The organism is Salipiger thiooxidans (genome assembly GCF_900102075.1).
GTDB classification, from domain to species: Bacteria; Pseudomonadota; Alphaproteobacteria; order Rhodobacterales; family Rhodobacteraceae; genus Salipiger; species Salipiger thiooxidans.
In genome coordinates, this window is sequence record NZ_FNAV01000005.1 from 217,064 (window position 1) to 230,712 (window position 13,649).

Genomic DNA, 13,649 nt, shown 5'->3' on the forward strand with positions numbered 1-13,649 from the left:
AACAGGACGCCGGGCCAGAACACTCGTTGACAGGATGTGAGCACGCAGGCCCCCTTTCCGACACTATCCGGACAAAATTCCCGTCAAATTGTGGCAAAATCTGGGCGGCGCCCCGATCCGAGGGGCCAGCGTTTCCGGGGCCGAAACGGTCAGTGCAGCCCGGCCTGTCTGTTCGCGATGCGGCGAAGGTGCTTCTTCGCCTCGCTGAGGGGGCGGTCCTTGAGGGCGCTCCGATTCAGCGCGAGGAAGACCTCTTCCAGCCCGATGTCGGGCCGCACGTTGGCCGCGAGGGGAATCACCAGCGCCGCACGGGCCTCGGGGTCGAGCCCGGTGAGATCCAGCAGCGGCGCCAGCGGCCCCTCGGTGCGGGTGCGGCTGTCCTCGAGTGCCACCGATGTGACCGGGCAGGGCGCCACGGCTTCTGCCACCTCCTGCACCACGCGCCCGAGATCGGCGCCCTCGGCGAGCGTCTCGGAGTAGCGGTCGAGGTCGGCGGTCAGCCGGGTGCTGCGCAGGTTCTGCCACCAGGTCGAGCGCAGCCACGGCTCCGGCGCGCGGGTGGAGAAGTAGAAGCGCAGGTCCGTCCCGTCGCCGAAGCGCTCTCGCGCAGTCTCGGCGATGGTGGCCATGATGCGCGGTGCGGCGGCGTAGCGGCAGAGCCCATGGCGGCCCGGCAGGTGGCCGGACAGATCCTCGGAGCACAGCACGACGGGGCGGGGATCGTCGCGGTCGAGCCTGCGGAAGACCCGCGCTGCGCGGCGCCCGACAGCGGCGACCGACTGGTGCCCCGGCGCCACCGAGCAGGCGCGGGCGGCATCGGTCAGCGGTTTGAAATCCGGTTTCAGGAGCACCCTCAGATGCGGCGCGAGGCGCTCGGCATTCTCGGTGAGGGCGGTCTGGACGCTTGTCGTTCCGGTCTTGTGAAATCCTGCGTGGATGACGACGAGCGTCATTCCAGCAGGCCCTCCGGCGGATCGGCGACGATGCGGCCCGAGGCGAGATCGACGGTCGGCACCACGGCGCGGGTGAAGGGCAGCAGCACGGTCTTCGACCCGCCCGGCAGTTGCAGCTCGAGCAGGTCGGCGGCGCCGTGGTTCAGCACCGCCTTGACGCGGCCGAGCTCGACCCCGCCGGTGTCGTAGACCGCGAGGCCGATGAGGTCGGTGTGGTAGAACTCGTCGTCGGGCAGGGCGGGCAGCCGGTCACGCGGGACGTAGAGCCCGGTGCCGCGAAGCGCGTCGGCCTCTTCCTTGCTGCGCACGCCCGAGAGTCGCGCCGCGAAGCCGCCCTTGACCGCGCGGGTGATCTGCAGATCGAAACTGCGGGTGCCGTCCTCGTTGGTCAGCGGGGCGTAATCCGCAATGGCCTCGGGGTCGGCGGTGAAGCTCTTCAGCCGCACCTCGCCATGGACCCCAAAGGCGCCCGCAATCGTTCCGACGCAGATCGTGTCGCTCACCTTGTCCTGTCCTTCACCGAAATACCGGACGACTGGATAGCCCGTCCGGGCCGGGTTTGGCAATCGGCCGAGGTCGGAAGTTCACGTCAGAAATTCATGCGCATGACGCGAATGACGCCGAACCGGATGGTCCACTGGTCCTCGGCGCCGGAGTCGACGATGGGGCTGTCGAGCGCGTCGTTCATGAACTTGCGCCAGGTCACGCCGCCCTCGAGCCCCCAGTCGTCGTTGAGCTGGTAGCGCGCCACGAACTCGGCACCTCCGCCCAGCAGGCCGCCGTCGGGGTCGTAGGCCGGACGGTCGGCGGTCGCCTCCGAAGCGGAGACGCCGAAGTAGGTGTCGGCGAACTCGTCGCTGCCCCAGAAGAGCCGTGGGCCCATGCTCAGCCGCCACTCGCGGGTCGGGCGGGCGATCAGGTCAAGACCCGCCTCGGCGGTCCAGCCCTCGTGCCCGCCGAAGCCGCGGCGGAAGTCGCTGTAGACGTTGTAGTTTTCGCCGGTGTAGCCGAAGCCGAAGCCAAGCTCGTAGGCGGGGTCGATGTCATCCATGCCGCGCAGCGCGTCGTCATCGGACGAGTCACGGCGGCCGATGTAGTCGAAGGAGCCGTGGAAATCCCAGCCGCGGAAGTCGTTCCACGCGTCGCCGCTGCCGTAGTCGAGCCCCTCGGAGAGCGTGAAGCGGTGCAGGCGGAAGCCAAGGTCCGGCGTCACCTCGTAGTCGTCCGAGCCGAGATACTTCGGCTTCATCCCGGCGCCGCCACGCAGGCTGAAGACGAAGCCGCGCTGCCGCGAGTTCTGCGTCGAGAGCGTGTCGATGGAGAGCGGCTCGGCGGACACCGCCGTGTCGGTCGAGAGATCCTGCGCAAGGCCGAGCGTCGGGGCGCCGATCACGGCCAGCGCAAGGGCGACTGCGGTGCGGGTGGTCTTCATCGGGCAGCTCCTGTCTCGGGGTTGGTCTCGGCCAAGGGTCGAGTCTTACTGTAGCGGCTTTCTCATGGTTTCCTACGGTCGAGAAACAAAAAAGGGCGCGCCGGGACAATCCCGGCGCGCCCTGTTGCCGAACGGCAGCCGATCTTACTCGGCAGTCGCTTCCGAAGCGGCAGCGGCCTTGGAGGCCTTGGCTTCCGCGCGCTCTGCGGCAGCCTTGCCCGGAACGGCTTTCTTCGGGTTGTTGCGCTCTTTCTTCTCGACGACGCCGGCGGCTTCGAGGAAGCGCGACACGCGGTCGGTGGTCTGTGCGCCCTGGGCAACCCAGTGCTGGATGCGCTCGACGTCCATGTTCACGCGGCGCTCGTCATCCTTGGCGAGCAGCGGGTTGTAGGTGCCGACCTTCTCGATGAAGCGGCCGTCGCGCGGCATGCGCGAGTCGGCGACGACGATTGCGTAGTGGGGGCGTTTCTTGGAACCGCCGCGGGCGAGTCGGATCTTGAGGGCCATTGTGTGTCTCCTTTTTCGAATGGCTATGGCGGGGTCTCCGCCAGGCTTGACGGGGGTCCGGCCCGTCAGGATTGGTGTTGTTCGTGGTGCTTGATGACTTCCTGAATGACGAAATTCAGGAACTTCTTGGCGAAGGCGGGGTCGAGGTCCGCGTTCTCCGCCAGATCCTGGAGCCGCGCGATCTGCGTTTCTTCGCGCGCGGGGTCGGAAGGGGGAAGGTCGTGCTGCGCCTTGAGGACGCCCACGGCCTGTGTGTGCTTGAAGCGCTCGGCCAGCGTAAAGACGAGGATCGCGTCCAGCCGGTCGATGCTCTCGCGGTGTTCCTTGAGCAGCGCGGCGGCGCGCGCCACGGGGTCATGGGTCTCAGTCAATGGCCCAGCCTTTCGGTTTGAACAGAGGATCCTGGAAATTCGCGATTTCCATGTCGATGCCATGGGCAAGCTGCGTGCCGCGCAGCTCCGCCGGCGCGGGGTGGCGGTAGACCGCGTCGCTGCCGTCGATCGAGGCGGCGTCCGCGTCTTTCCTGGCGCCCAGACGCTCGGCCAGTCGGATCGAGTCGAGGTTCTTCGGGTCGATGTAGCTGACCGCCGTTTCCCAGCCCTGATCGTCGAAGAAATGCCGGCGCACCCGGTGGGTGGCTTCGAGCGCAAAGCCCTTGCCCGACTTCTCCGGCCAGATGATCCAGGCGATTTCGCGCTCGGGCCACTTGGCGGGGAACCAGCCACCGGCCATGCCGACGGTCTCGCCGCTGCCCTTTAGGTGGACCATCCACATGCCGAAGCCGCGGATCGCCCAGTGGCCGATCTCGGCGGCGTAGAGCATCCAGGTCTCGTAGGTATTGAGCGGCCCGCCCATGAAGCGCGAGCGGTACGACGCGAAGGTCGCCTTGAAATCGGGATAGTCCTGCGGCTCGGGGGCGCGCAGAACGAGGCGGTCGGTCTCGAGCACGGGAATCGCGGTGTGGCCCATCACGCGTCCCCCCGCTTGTGGCGGTAGACGAAGGTGCCGTCGCCGAGTGCCGTTTCCGCCGCGCGGTCGCGGGCGGCGCCGAGGCGCTCCATCAGGCGACAGCAGCGGCTGTTCTCGCCATCGATGTAGGACACGACGCTGTCCCACGCCAGCGTGCCGAGGGCGTAGTCTCGGGCGGCCTCGCAGGCTTCGAGCGCATAGCCCTGGCCCTCGGCTTCCTCGGTGAGGAAGACGCCGAGCTCGGCCTCGGGGTCGTCGTACTCGTAGCCCAGCAGCACGAAGCCCGCCGAGGGCGAGGTCTGCGCGTCGATGGTCCAGAGCCCGTGCCCGTGCAGCAGCCAGAGCGCGGTGTACTGGGTGAAGTCGCTCCACGCCTCGGTGCGGGAATACGGCCCGCCCATGTATTCGGCGCGGTCCGAGCACAGGATCTTGGCGTAGGCAGCGAAATCGTAGATCCGCGGCCCGCGCAGCTGCAGCCTGCGCGTGTCGATGCTGGGCACGTGCCCGCCAAGCCGGGCGGCCTGACGCGACCCGGGGCCCGGGCGATGCTGTTCGACGACCGCGATCATGCCGCCCCCCGCTGTTCGGGGTGCCGATAGACATGCAACGTCTGGCCGAAGATCTCTTCCTCGCCCTCGTGATGTGCGCCAAGCCGCAGCGCCAGCGCGCGCGACCGGTCGTTGAGCGGATCGACGAGGCTGATGAGGCGCGTCAGGCCAAAGAGGCGGGCGGCGGCGTCGCGCGCGGCCTCGGCGGCCTCGTGGGCGAGGCCCTTGCCCTCGTGGGGTGCGAAGATGCCGTAGCCGAGCTCGGGCTCGGGCCACTCGATGTGGTGCAGGATGCCGGCGTGGCCGATCAGCGCACCGCTGTCGCGCAGGGTGACGTGCCAGACGCCGTAGCCGCGCAGCTGCCAGTGACCGGCGCTGCGCAGCAAAAGGCGCCAGACTTCGCCGCGATCCAGAGGGCCGCCGACGAATTTCGAGCGCTCCTCGGCATAGAAACCGCAGAGCGGGTCGAGATCCTCGAGCCGCGGACCGCGCAGGATCAGCCGGTCGGTCTCGATCACAGGCACGTCGACGCTCATTCCAGAACCTCCTCGGGCCCGGGGTGGCGATAGAGCAGGTCCTCACCCATGTGGTAGTTCTGGTAGGTGCGCTCGTAGCTGGCACCCATGCGCTCGGCGAGCGCGATGGAGCGGGTGTTGCCGGGCACGATGTTCGAGGTCAGCGTCTTGAGCCCGAGGTCCTCGTAGGCGTAGCGGCGCACGCGCTCGGCGGCCTCGCGGGCGATGCCGCGGCCTTCGTAGCCCTCGAATACCACCCAGCCGATCTCGGGCTCGGGCCAGCCCTCGGGGTTCCAGATGCCGGAAATGCCGGCGGGCTTGCCGGTGTCCTTCATCTCGATGGTGAAGTAGCCGTAGCCGCGCAGGTGCCAGTGGCCGACGTTCAGCGCGAACCAGCGCCACGCGTCGCCGCGGTGGTCGTAGCCCCCGAACCCGTCGGCGCGCTCGCGGTCGAGCAGGAAGGCGATCATCGCCTCGGCATCCCCGGCGTCGGGTCCGCGGAGGATCAGGCGCTCGGTCTCGAGCTGGGGGGCGTTGGGCACGATCATGCGTAGGCCTCCGGGCTGCCGTCCGCGTCGGGGCGGTGGCGGAAGACCACGGTATCCGCAGGGGTCTCGCCCTCGGGCAGCGCCGCCTCGGGGTCGTGGATCGCGCCGAGCCGCTTCGCCAGCGCGACGGAGCGGTCGTTCCCGGGGGTGATGTAGGACACGAGCGAGCTGAAGCCGTTCTCCCACGCCCAGAGCAGCACCGCCTGCGCGGCCTCGGAGGCGTAGCCCGCGCCCTCGGCATCCTCGAGCAGGGTCCAGCCGAGCTCGGCCTCGGGGAAATGCGGTGGCTGGGTGATCCCGATCTGGCCGAGGAAGGTGCCATCGCGGGTCTCGATGCCCCAGACTCCGTGGCCCATCAGGTCCCACATCGCCACCTCGGACGCCATCCAGCGCCATGCCTCCAGACGCGGCAGCGGCCCGCCCATGTGGCGCGCGCGGTCGGTCCCGAGGAGATCGCAGAGCGCCTCGAGATCGGCCATCACGTGGCCACGCAGGGTCAGCCGCGGGGTATGGAGGACGGGGGCGGGCATTTACTTCTTCTTGCCGAAACCGCTGAGGCCCGGGGGCAGCGCGCCGCCGCCCATGCCGGGCATTCCGCCCATCCCACCCATGCCGCCGGGCAACTTGCGGCCCATCGCCTTGGCGGCGGCCTCGAGCTGCTTGGGGTCCATCTGGCTGGGGTCCATGCCCTCGGGCATTCCGCCCTTGCCGAACATGCCCTTCATGGCCTGTTTCAGCATGCCGCCTTTGCCCATCTTGCCCATCTTCTTCATCATGTCGGACATCTGGCGCTGCATCTTGAGCAGCTTGTTCAGGTCCGAAACGTCCATGCCCGCACCGGCCGCGATACGCTTCTTGCGCGAGGCCTGAAGGATCTGCGGGTTGGCGCGCTCCTTCTTGGTCATGGAGTTGATGAGGGCGATCTGCTGCTTCAGCATCCGGTCGTCGATGCCGGCGCCGTCCATCTGCTTGGCCATCTTGGCGGCCCCGGGCAGCATCGACATCATGCCTTCCATGCCGCCCATCTTGAGCATCTGCTCGAGCTGCATCTTCAGGTCGTTCATGTTGAACTGACCCTTGGTGAAGCGCTTCATCATGCGCTCGGCCTGCTCGGCCTCGAGCGTGGCCTGCGCCTTTTCCACCAGCGCGACGATGTCGCCCATGCCGAGGATACGGCCCGCGACACGGTCCGGCTCGAAGGTCTCGAGCGCGTCCATCTTCTCGCCGAGGCCGACGAACTTGATCGGCTTGCCGGTGACGGCACGCATCGACAGCGCGGCACCGCCGCGGCCGTCGCCGTCCATCCGGGTCAGCACGACACCGGTGATGCCGATGCGGCTGTCGAAGTTCTCGGCCGTGTGCACGGCGTCCTGGCCGGTGAGGCCGTCGACCACCAGCAGTGTCTCGCGCGGGTTGGCGACGTCGCGCACCGCCTCGACCTGCGCCATCAGCTCTTCGTCGATCGACAGGCGGCCGGCGGTGTCGAGCATGTAGACGTCGTAGCCGCCGAGCGCCGCCTGGGTCTTGGCGCGCTTGGCGATGGCCACCGGGTCCTCGCCCTTGACGATGGGCAGGGTGTCGACGCCGATCTGCTTGCCGAGGATCTCGAGCTGCTCCATGGCCGCCGGACGGTTCACGTCGAGCGAGGCCATCAGGACCTTCTTGTGGTCGCGCTCCTTGAGACGGCGGGCGAGCTTGGCGGTGGTGGTTGTCTTGCCGCCGCCCTGCAGGCCGACCATCAGGATGGGCGCGGGCGGGCTGTCGATGCGCAGCGCGCCGGGCTCGCCTTCGCCAGCGAGGACCGCGATCAGCTCGTCATGGACGATCTTCACGACCTGCTGTCCCGGGGTCACCGACTTGGTGACGGCGGCGCCGGTGGCCTTCTTCTCGACCGCCTTGATGAACTGCCGAGCGACCGGCAGCGAGACGTCGGCCTCGAGCAGCGCCACGCGCACCTCGCGGAGGGCGGTGCGGACGTCATCCTCGGAGAGGGCGCCCTGTTTCGTCAGCCGGTCGAAGACGCCGCCAAGGCGCTCGGATAGATTCTCGAACATGGGGCCTCGGGCCTCCCGTCTGTTGTCCTTGTGCCTCCCCGAGATAGGGTCGGCGGCGCGATGATGCCATCGGGGCGAAAAGGCCCAATGCGAAACAGCCCCCGTGGGCGCAACGCGCTGACGGAGGGCGATCCCGGGCATACCCCAAGGGACCGGAGGCATGATGTGCGTCCGGAATTGGCTGCGCAGATACGCCTCGCGGGCCAACGAGTCAAGGCTCGGGGGCTTTTGACGGCATGCGGGAACGAAGTTTTGCTTCCGCGCGTTCCGCTTTCCAGTCGGTGCTTCGTGATGCGAGCGCGGGCGGATTTTCGTTGTGGCGACAGGGATTGAAGTGGCAGTTGCGCAAAAATGGCACAACATGCTACTTTCTGAGCGTAATGCTGCCAGTGCGAGAATTCGTGCTGGCCGATTCGGCGCTCAGCCGGTAAGACGACCCTAGAAACGCCCATTTTTGAAGGTGACGCATGAAACTGAAAACGCTTATGACCTCGGCCGCCATCGTCAGCATGCTGGCCACCTCCGCCGCTTTCGCAGCTGGCCCGACCGAAGTGATCGTCGAGGATGACCCCTACGCGCTGGCCGCTGCTCCGTCGATGAGCCCGGCAGCCATCGCAGCTCTCGCCGGTGGTGCAGCCCTGCTCGCCATCGCAGCTTCGGGCGGCGACTCCTCGAGCTCGAGCACCACGACCTCGACCGCAGCCGAATAATCGGCACAGCGATCAGGCGCCCTCGCGGTGCCGGTCCCAGAGTTTCCGAGATGCGCCCGGCTGGTCTGGGCGCATTTCTTTTTGTCCGGCGTCTTCTTGCCCGGCCGTCATGTCCCGGGGTCATGATGGCCTCAACCGGCCCTGCCGTGCCCCTCCAGCGAGATTGCCGCGCAGCGATATGACGGAAATGTGCCTCTTCCCTTGCATTTGCGAACCTTCCCGCGTCATACCGGGGGCAATGTGAAGTCATGCACGGGTAAGCTCAGATGACGAACTGGGACGAGATCCGCACCGCCTTTCAGGTCGCCCGGCTGGGAACCGTCAGCGGCGCGGCGGAAGTGCTGGGGGTCCACCACGCGACGGTGATCCGCCATATCGACGCGCTCGAGGCCCGGCTCGGGGTGAAGTTGTTCCAGCGCCATGCGCGCGGGTACACCCCCACCGAGGCAGGGCAGGACCTCGCCCGGGTGGCGCAGACCACCGACGACCAGTTCTCGCAGCTTGCCGGTCGCATCAAGGGGCAGGGCGAGGGCGTCTCGGGCGAGCTCATGGTCACCTCTCTGATCAACTTCTCGCCGCTGATGGTGGGGGCGCTGGCCTCGTTCCAGCAGGCCTACCCCGAGATCGTGGTGCGCTACCTGACCGGCGCGCGGCTGTTCCGGCTGGAGTACGGCGAGGCTCATGTGGCCCTGCGCGCGGGCTCGGTCCCGCAGGAGCCCGACAACGTGGTGCAGTCCTTCGCCCGGCAGGCGGTCGCGCTCTATGGCTCCAGGAGCTACATCGAGGCGCGTGGCATGCCCGCGGACGAAGAGGCCCTGCGCGACCATGATTTCGTCGGCCACGACGACCCGGACTCGCGCGCGCCCTACGCCATCTGGATGAAGCGCAACATCCCCTTCGAGCGCGTGGTCTTCCGCACCGAGGACGGTCGCGTCCAGCAGGAGGCGGTGCGCGCGGGCGCGGGTCTTGGCTTCATCGCCGTGCAATTGGCCGCCAAGGATCCCGAGCTGGTGCAGATCCTCGCCCCGCGCGAGGACTGGTCCTCGCCGCTGTGGCTGGTGACCCACGTCGACCTGCACCGCACGCCCAAGGTCCAGGCCTTCCTGCGCCACCTCAAGGCCTACGCCGCCGAGCGGGACAGCGCGTGAGCCCCCAGGCCCGGGGCCACCTCGCGATGCTCGCCTTCTCGGCGCTGGTCGCGGGATCTTTCGCGCTGGGGTCGATGGCCGCCCCGCATATCGCCCCCACCGCGCTCAACGCCGTGCGCTTCGTGCTCGCAGGTGTCATCCTCGCCGTGGTGGCGGGGGCCAGCGGCAAGGTCACGCGGGCGTCGCTGGCGGCGCCGTGGCGCTACCTCGTGCTCAGCGGACTGCTGGTCGCCTATTTCGTCCTGATGTTCGAGGGGCTCAAGACCGGCGCCCCGGTGAGCATGTCGGCGGTGTTCACCCTGACCCCGCTCATGGCCGCGGGCTTCGGCTGGCTGCTGGTGCGGCAGCACATGACGCCGCGCATGGCGCTGGCGCTCGCCATCGGCGGGGCAGGGGCGCTCTGGGTGATCTTCCGTGCCGACCTGCAGGCGCTGATGCGGCTCGAGATCGGGCAGGGCGAGATGATCTACTTCTGGGGCTGCGTCGCCCACGCGATCTACGCGCCCATGGTCCGCAAGCTGAACCGGGGCGAGCCGGCGCTGGTCTTCACGCTCTGGACCAACCTCGCCGGCGCGGTGCTGCTGCTGATCTGGGGCTGGAAGCCGCTCTTGGCGACGGACTGGGCGGCGTTGCCGACGGTGGTCTGGGTGACCATCGTCTATACTGCGGTGGCGGCGACGGCGGCGACCTTCGTGCTGCTGCAATTCGCGGCGCTGCGGCTGCCCTCGGCCAAGGTCATGGCCTACACCTACCTCACGCCGTCCTGGGTGATCCTGTGGCAGATCGTGCTGGGCAAGGGCGTGCCGCCGGCGCTGATCCTTGGCGGCGTGGTGCTGACCGTCGTCGCGCTGGTGCTGCTGCTGAAGGAAGAGTGACCTCAGCCCTCGGCGCCGGTCCCCGTGCCCGGTTCGCCGCCCAGCTCTTCGGCGAGGAAGCGTTCGAAGGCGTCGAGGTTGACCGGCTCGACCAGTCCGAAGCCCACCATCCAGACCGAGGCCTCGCGCAGCGCGTCGGGTTCCAGCTTGCACCACTTCACCCGCCCGCGCTGTTCCTGGCTGATGAGCCCGGCGCGGGTCAGCACGCCGAGGTGCTTCGAGATCGCCGCCAGCGACATCTCGAAGGGCTCGGCCACGTCGGTCACCGCCATGTCGTCCTCGAGCAGCATCGCGAGGATGCGGCGGCGGGTCGGGTCGGCGAGCGCGGCGAAGACGGTGGAGAGCGTGTCTGACATGCCGCCATAAGCGGTGCCGCACCGCCGCCCGTCAAGGTGCCGCCGTCACAAGCTCAACCGCGGAGTTGAATATGCAAATCCGACCCTGTTGGCGCTAACCCGGCGGCGGGGGTCGTGGCGAGCACCAGGCGCCCATGGAAAAACATAACAATTTCAGTGGTATATTCTGGTGAAATCAACCGTTCACCACTTCTTGACTCGGGGCCCCCCGCCGCATAGCAACATCCCGGAACTCCTCAGGGAAGAAGACGGTGAGCGATCCCGATCCGAAGCGGCAACTCGACGCGCTGGAGGCGAAGATCGCGGCGGCCAAGGCTGCCCGGGCAAGCGACCGGACCCACCAGGAGGAGCACTATTCGCAGGCGCAGCTCGCGTGGCGGATGGTGACCGAGATGGTCGCCGGTCTGGGGATCGGCTTCGGCATCGGCTACGGGCTCGACGTGCTGCTGGGCACCGGACCGTGGCTCATGGTGCTGTTCACAGTGCTGGGGATCGTGGCGGGCATCCGGGTGATGATGCGCTCCGCCGCCGAGATCCAGGAGAAACAACTGGCCACCAAGGCCGGAGAGGACGAGAAGAGGGATCGCGATGGCGACTGAAGCGACGCACGGTGCAGAGACGGCGGAACACGGCGCCGAGGCCGGTGGCCTTGTCTTCCACCCGATGGACCAGTTCATCGTCAAGCCGCTGTTCGGCCATGGCGAAGTCGGCATGTTCACCATCACCAACGTCACGCTGTGGATGGCCATCGCCATCCTCGTGATCGTCGGCCTGATGGTCTTCGGCACCCGCCGCCGCGCGGTCATCCCCTCGCGCAGCCAGTCCGTCGCCGAACTCGCCTACGGCTTCATTCACAAGATGGTCGAGGACGTCACCGGCAAGGAAGGCCTCGTGTACTTCCCCTACATCATGACGCTTTTCATGTTCATCGTGGTGGCCAACTTCCTCGGCCTGATCCCGATGAGCTTCACCACGACCTCGCACTTCGCGGTCACCGTGGTGCTGGCGCTCTGCGTGTTCCTCGGCGTGACCATCCTCGGCTTCGTCAAGAACGGCCCGTCCTTCCTGTCGATGTTCTGGGTCAGCTCGGCGCCGCTGGCGCTGCGCCCGGTGCTCGCCATCATCGAGATCATCTCGTACTTCGTCCGTCCGGTCAGCCACTCCATTCGTCTTGCCGGCAACGTCATGGCAGGCCACGCGGTGATCAAGGTCTTCGCAGGTTTCGCCGGTCTCGCAGTCATCTCGCCGCTGTCGGTGGTCGCCATCACCGCGATCTACGGGCTCGAGGTCATGGTGGCCTTCGTGCAGGCCTACGTCTTCACGATCCTCACCTGCGTCTACCTCAAGGACGCGCTGCATCCGCATCACTGATGTCCGGTCCGGGCCCAGGCCCGGCCGTTCCCCGCAGAACACCCCTATCGACCACTTCCAGACGTAAGGAGAAATCACCATGGAAGGTCAACTCGCACACATCGGCGCAGGTCTCGCAGGTCTCGGCACGGGTCTCGCCGCTCTCGGTGTGGGCAACGTCGCTGCCAACTTCCTGGCCGGCGCCCTGCGCAACCCCTCGGCTGCCGCGTCGCAGACCGCAACCCTCTTCATCGGCATCGCATTCGCCGAAGCACTGGGCATCTTCTCCTTCCTCGTCGCCCTGCTGCTGATGTTCGCCGTCTAATCGGCGGAACGAAGATCCTTACGCGCGGGCGGCTCCGTTTCTGACGGGCCGCCCGATGTAGAGACACCGTTCCGACGGAGGACGACATGGCGACAGAACCCATTCAGGAAGACTTTGCCGGCATCTGCGTGGATTCCCATGGCTCCGCCATCGGTATGCCGCAGCTTTGCGCCGACTGGATTCCCAACCAGGTCTTCTGGCTTGTCATCACGCTGGTGGTGATTTTCTTCGTGCTGTCGCGCATCGCTCTGCCGCGGATCGCTTCGGTCCTGGCCGAGCGCCAGGGCACCATCACGAACGACATCGCCGCCGCTGAAGAATTCAAGCGTCAGGCCACCGAGGCCGAGAAGGCCTATGACAAGGCGCTGGCCGACGCCCGCGCCGAAGCGCAAGGCATCGCGCAGAAGACGCGCGAAGAGATCAAGGTGCAGCTGGACGAGGCAATCGCCGAGGCCGATCGCGCGATCGTTGCCAAGGCCGCCGAATCCGAGAAGGCGATCGCGGAAATCCGGGCTTCGGCCCTCGAGAACATCGAGATCGTCGCCAAGGACACCGCCGCAGCCATCGTCGCGACGATGGGCGGCAAGGCCGACCAGGACGCCATCTCGGCGGCTGTCGGCGACCGGATGAAAGGGTGATCGCATGCGCAAGCTGATCCTGACCAGCGCCCTTGGCGCCAGCTTTGCCAGCCCCGCGCTGGCTGCGACCGGCCCCTTCTTCTCGCTGCGCAACACCGACTTCGTCGTGCTGCTCGGCTTCCTGCTCTTCCTGGCGATCCTTGTGTACTTCAAGGTTCCGCCGGTGCTGGGCAAGCTGCTGGACAAGCGTGCCGAAGGCATTCGCGACGAGCTGGACGAAGCCCGTGCTCTGCGGGAGGAAGCCCAGACGCTTCTGGCCTCCTACGAGCGGAAGCAGAAGGAAGTGGCTGCCCAGGCCGAGCTCATCGTGGCGAATGCCCGCAAGGAGGCCGAAGCGGCCGCCGTGCAGGCACAGGCTGATCTGAAAGCATCGATCGCGCGCCGTCTGGCCGCGGCCGAGGACCAGATCGCATCGGCCGAGGCCTCTGCGGTTAAGGAGGTGCGCGACCGCGCAGCCGAGATCGCCGTCGCGGCTGCCCGCACCGTGATCGCGCAGCAGACCAGCGCTGCCGACAGGGACCGCATGATCGACGAGTCGATCGCCGAGGTCGGTGCCAAGCTGCACTGATCCGGGGGGTCCGACCCAGTCAGAAAAGCCCGGCCCCAGCGGCCGGGCTTTTTCGTTTTCCGATCACCGCCGGGGGCCCGGCTGCGTCCCCGGGAACACGCCCCGCACGGATTTCTCGCCGCGACGCATCGGCAAGACTTTGCTTGTTGCCTA

The 13,649-nt window shown here is 67.6% G+C and carries 20 protein-coding genes; 8 read left to right on the top strand and 12 right to left on the bottom strand.

The features are described 5' to 3' along the window. Window positions 1–149 precede the first annotated feature (149 nt). The 11 genes from BLQ77_RS09270 to ffh all read right to left on the bottom strand — a co-directional run bounded on the left by BLQ77_RS09270 (window position 150) and on the right by ffh (window position 7,526). Window positions 150–953 (bottom strand): hypothetical protein, encoded by an 804-nt coding sequence (locus tag BLQ77_RS09270; protein ID WP_089958200.1) that lies wholly within the window; start codon window positions 951–953, stop codon window positions 150–152. Beyond that, a complete protein-coding gene (gene rimM / locus BLQ77_RS09275; protein ID WP_008886603.1) occupies window positions 950–1,456 on the bottom strand; it encodes a ribosome maturation factor RimM in 507 nt (168 codons plus the stop codon). Before rimM ends, BLQ77_RS09270 begins: the two co-directional genes overlap by 4 nt. Before the next feature lie 86 nt (window positions 1,457–1,542). Further along, window positions 1,543–2,385 carry a MipA/OmpV family protein gene (locus tag BLQ77_RS09280; protein ID WP_089958201.1) on the bottom strand — a complete coding sequence of 281 codons (843 nt, stop codon included), beginning with the start codon at window positions 2,383–2,385 and terminating at the stop codon, window positions 1,543–1,545. A gap of 144 nt (window positions 2,386–2,529) precedes the next feature. Continuing rightward, entirely contained in the window at window positions 2,530–2,892 is a 363-nt protein-coding gene (gene rpsP, locus BLQ77_RS09285) for a 30S ribosomal protein S16 (protein ID WP_008887281.1), read from the bottom strand. Window positions 2,893–2,957: 65 nt separating this feature from the next. After that, window positions 2,958–3,263 (bottom strand): chorismate mutase, encoded by a 306-nt coding sequence (locus BLQ77_RS09290; protein ID WP_008887147.1) that lies wholly within the window; start codon window positions 3,261–3,263, stop codon window positions 2,958–2,960. Then, on the bottom strand, window positions 3,256–3,861 hold the full coding sequence (locus tag BLQ77_RS09295) for a GNAT family N-acetyltransferase (RefSeq protein ID WP_089958204.1): 606 nt from the start codon (window positions 3,859–3,861) through the stop codon (window positions 3,256–3,258). Before BLQ77_RS09295 ends, BLQ77_RS09290 begins: the two co-directional genes overlap by 8 nt. Next, window positions 3,861–4,430 carry a GNAT family N-acetyltransferase gene (locus BLQ77_RS09300; protein WP_089958206.1) on the bottom strand — a complete coding sequence of 190 codons (570 nt, stop codon included), beginning with the start codon at window positions 4,428–4,430 and terminating at the stop codon, window positions 3,861–3,863. Before BLQ77_RS09300 ends, BLQ77_RS09295 begins: the two co-directional genes overlap by 1 nt. Further along, window positions 4,427–4,945, bottom strand: coding sequence for a GNAT family N-acetyltransferase (locus BLQ77_RS09305; RefSeq protein ID WP_089958209.1), 519 nt, complete (start codon window positions 4,943–4,945; stop codon window positions 4,427–4,429). The genes BLQ77_RS09300 and BLQ77_RS09305 overlap by 4 nt, the downstream gene beginning before the upstream one ends. Then, a complete protein-coding gene (locus BLQ77_RS09310) occupies window positions 4,942–5,472 on the bottom strand; it encodes a GNAT family N-acetyltransferase (protein ID WP_008886948.1) in 531 nt (176 codons plus the stop codon). Before BLQ77_RS09310 ends, BLQ77_RS09305 begins: the two co-directional genes overlap by 4 nt. After that, complete coding sequence (locus tag BLQ77_RS09315) at window positions 5,469–6,002, bottom strand: GNAT family N-acetyltransferase (RefSeq protein WP_089958212.1); 534 nt, start codon at window positions 6,000–6,002, stop codon at window positions 5,469–5,471. The genes BLQ77_RS09310 and BLQ77_RS09315 overlap by 4 nt, the downstream gene beginning before the upstream one ends. After that, entirely contained in the window at window positions 6,003–7,526 is a 1,524-nt protein-coding gene (gene ffh / locus BLQ77_RS09320; protein ID WP_089958214.1) for a signal recognition particle protein, read from the bottom strand. It abuts the gene before it with no gap. Window positions 7,527–7,993: 467 nt separating this feature from the next. Between ffh and BLQ77_RS09325 the strand changes: the two genes are divergently transcribed. The 3 genes from BLQ77_RS09325 (at window position 7,994) to BLQ77_RS09335 (ending at window position 10,259) form a co-directional block, all read left to right on the top strand. Then, window positions 7,994–8,236, top strand: coding sequence for a hypothetical protein (locus BLQ77_RS09325; RefSeq protein WP_008887261.1), 243 nt, complete (start codon window positions 7,994–7,996; stop codon window positions 8,234–8,236). Window positions 8,237–8,502: 266 nt separating this feature from the next. Continuing rightward, complete coding sequence (locus BLQ77_RS09330) at window positions 8,503–9,384, top strand: LysR family transcriptional regulator (protein WP_008886790.1); 882 nt, start codon at window positions 8,503–8,505, stop codon at window positions 9,382–9,384. Continuing rightward, entirely contained in the window at window positions 9,381–10,259 is an 879-nt protein-coding gene (locus tag BLQ77_RS09335) for a DMT family transporter (RefSeq protein ID WP_008886676.1), read from the top strand. Before BLQ77_RS09330 ends, BLQ77_RS09335 begins: the two co-directional genes overlap by 4 nt. A 2-nt stretch (window positions 10,260–10,261) precedes the next feature. Here the strand turns inward: BLQ77_RS09335 and BLQ77_RS09340 are convergent, their stop codons facing one another. Continuing rightward, complete coding sequence (locus BLQ77_RS09340) at window positions 10,262–10,615, bottom strand: ArsR/SmtB family transcription factor (protein WP_089958216.1); 354 nt, start codon at window positions 10,613–10,615, stop codon at window positions 10,262–10,264. 251 nt (window positions 10,616–10,866) lie between these two features. Here BLQ77_RS09340 and BLQ77_RS09345 point away from each other — a divergent pair, with 251 nt between their 5' ends. From BLQ77_RS09345 to BLQ77_RS09365, 5 genes are all read left to right on the top strand, one after another. Continuing rightward, a complete protein-coding gene (locus tag BLQ77_RS09345) occupies window positions 10,867–11,214 on the top strand; it encodes an AtpZ/AtpI family protein (protein ID WP_008886517.1) in 348 nt (115 codons plus the stop codon). Beyond that, entirely contained in the window at window positions 11,204–11,986 is a 783-nt protein-coding gene (locus BLQ77_RS09350; protein WP_089958218.1) for a F0F1 ATP synthase subunit A, read from the top strand. The genes BLQ77_RS09345 and BLQ77_RS09350 overlap by 11 nt, the downstream gene beginning before the upstream one ends. Before the next feature lie 79 nt (window positions 11,987–12,065). Continuing rightward, on the top strand, window positions 12,066–12,290 hold the full coding sequence (locus BLQ77_RS09355) for a F0F1 ATP synthase subunit C (protein WP_007796655.1): 225 nt from the start codon (window positions 12,066–12,068) through the stop codon (window positions 12,288–12,290). Between the two features lie 86 nt (window positions 12,291–12,376). Further along, a complete protein-coding gene (locus BLQ77_RS09360) occupies window positions 12,377–12,928 on the top strand; it encodes a F0F1 ATP synthase subunit B' (protein WP_008886753.1) in 552 nt (183 codons plus the stop codon). Between the two features lie 4 nt (window positions 12,929–12,932). Next, window positions 12,933–13,496, top strand: a complete 564-nt coding sequence (locus BLQ77_RS09365; protein ID WP_008886486.1) for a F0F1 ATP synthase subunit B — start codon at window positions 12,933–12,935, stop codon at window positions 13,494–13,496. The last annotated feature ends 153 nt before the right edge of the window (window positions 13,497–13,649 follow it).

What these genes read in the sequence shown, in the direction of transcription:
- BLQ77_RS09340 (WP_089958216.1), bottom strand. Translation starts at nt 10,615, where the DNA reads ATGTCAGACACGCTCTCCACCGTCTTCGCCGCGCTCGCCGACCCGACC.
- BLQ77_RS09315 (WP_089958212.1), bottom strand. Translation starts at nt 6,002, where the DNA reads ATGCCCGCCCCCGTCCTCCATACCCCGCGGCTGACCCTGCGTGGCCAC.
- BLQ77_RS09365 (WP_008886486.1), top strand. Translation starts at nt 12,933, where the DNA reads ATGCGCAAGCTGATCCTGACCAGCGCCCTTGGCGCCAGCTTTGCCAGC.
- ffh (WP_089958214.1), bottom strand. Translation starts at nt 7,526, where the DNA reads ATGTTCGAGAATCTATCCGAGCGCCTTGGCGGCGTCTTCGACCGGCTG.
- BLQ77_RS09300 (WP_089958206.1), bottom strand. Translation starts at nt 4,430, where the DNA reads ATGATCGCGGTCGTCGAACAGCATCGCCCGGGCCCCGGGTCGCGTCAG.
- BLQ77_RS09325 (WP_008887261.1), top strand. Translation starts at nt 7,994, where the DNA reads ATGAAACTGAAAACGCTTATGACCTCGGCCGCCATCGTCAGCATGCTG.
- BLQ77_RS09310 (WP_008886948.1), bottom strand. Translation starts at nt 5,472, where the DNA reads ATGATCGTGCCCAACGCCCCCCAGCTCGAGACCGAGCGCCTGATCCTC.
- rpsP (WP_008887281.1), bottom strand. Translation starts at nt 2,892, where the DNA reads ATGGCCCTCAAGATCCGACTCGCCCGCGGCGGTTCCAAGAAACGCCCC.
- BLQ77_RS09330 (WP_008886790.1), top strand. Translation starts at nt 8,503, where the DNA reads ATGACGAACTGGGACGAGATCCGCACCGCCTTTCAGGTCGCCCGGCTG.
- BLQ77_RS09355 (WP_007796655.1), top strand. Translation starts at nt 12,066, where the DNA reads ATGGAAGGTCAACTCGCACACATCGGCGCAGGTCTCGCAGGTCTCGGC.
- BLQ77_RS09360 (WP_008886753.1), top strand. Translation starts at nt 12,377, where the DNA reads ATGGCGACAGAACCCATTCAGGAAGACTTTGCCGGCATCTGCGTGGAT.
- BLQ77_RS09295 (WP_089958204.1), bottom strand. Translation starts at nt 3,861, where the DNA reads ATGGGCCACACCGCGATTCCCGTGCTCGAGACCGACCGCCTCGTTCTG.
- BLQ77_RS09270 (WP_089958200.1), bottom strand. Translation starts at nt 953, where the DNA reads ATGACGCTCGTCGTCATCCACGCAGGATTTCACAAGACCGGAACGACA.
- BLQ77_RS09305 (WP_089958209.1), bottom strand. Translation starts at nt 4,945, where the DNA reads ATGAGCGTCGACGTGCCTGTGATCGAGACCGACCGGCTGATCCTGCGC.
- BLQ77_RS09350 (WP_089958218.1), top strand. Translation starts at nt 11,204, where the DNA reads ATGGCGACTGAAGCGACGCACGGTGCAGAGACGGCGGAACACGGCGCC.
- BLQ77_RS09280 (WP_089958201.1), bottom strand. Translation starts at nt 2,385, where the DNA reads ATGAAGACCACCCGCACCGCAGTCGCCCTTGCGCTGGCCGTGATCGGC.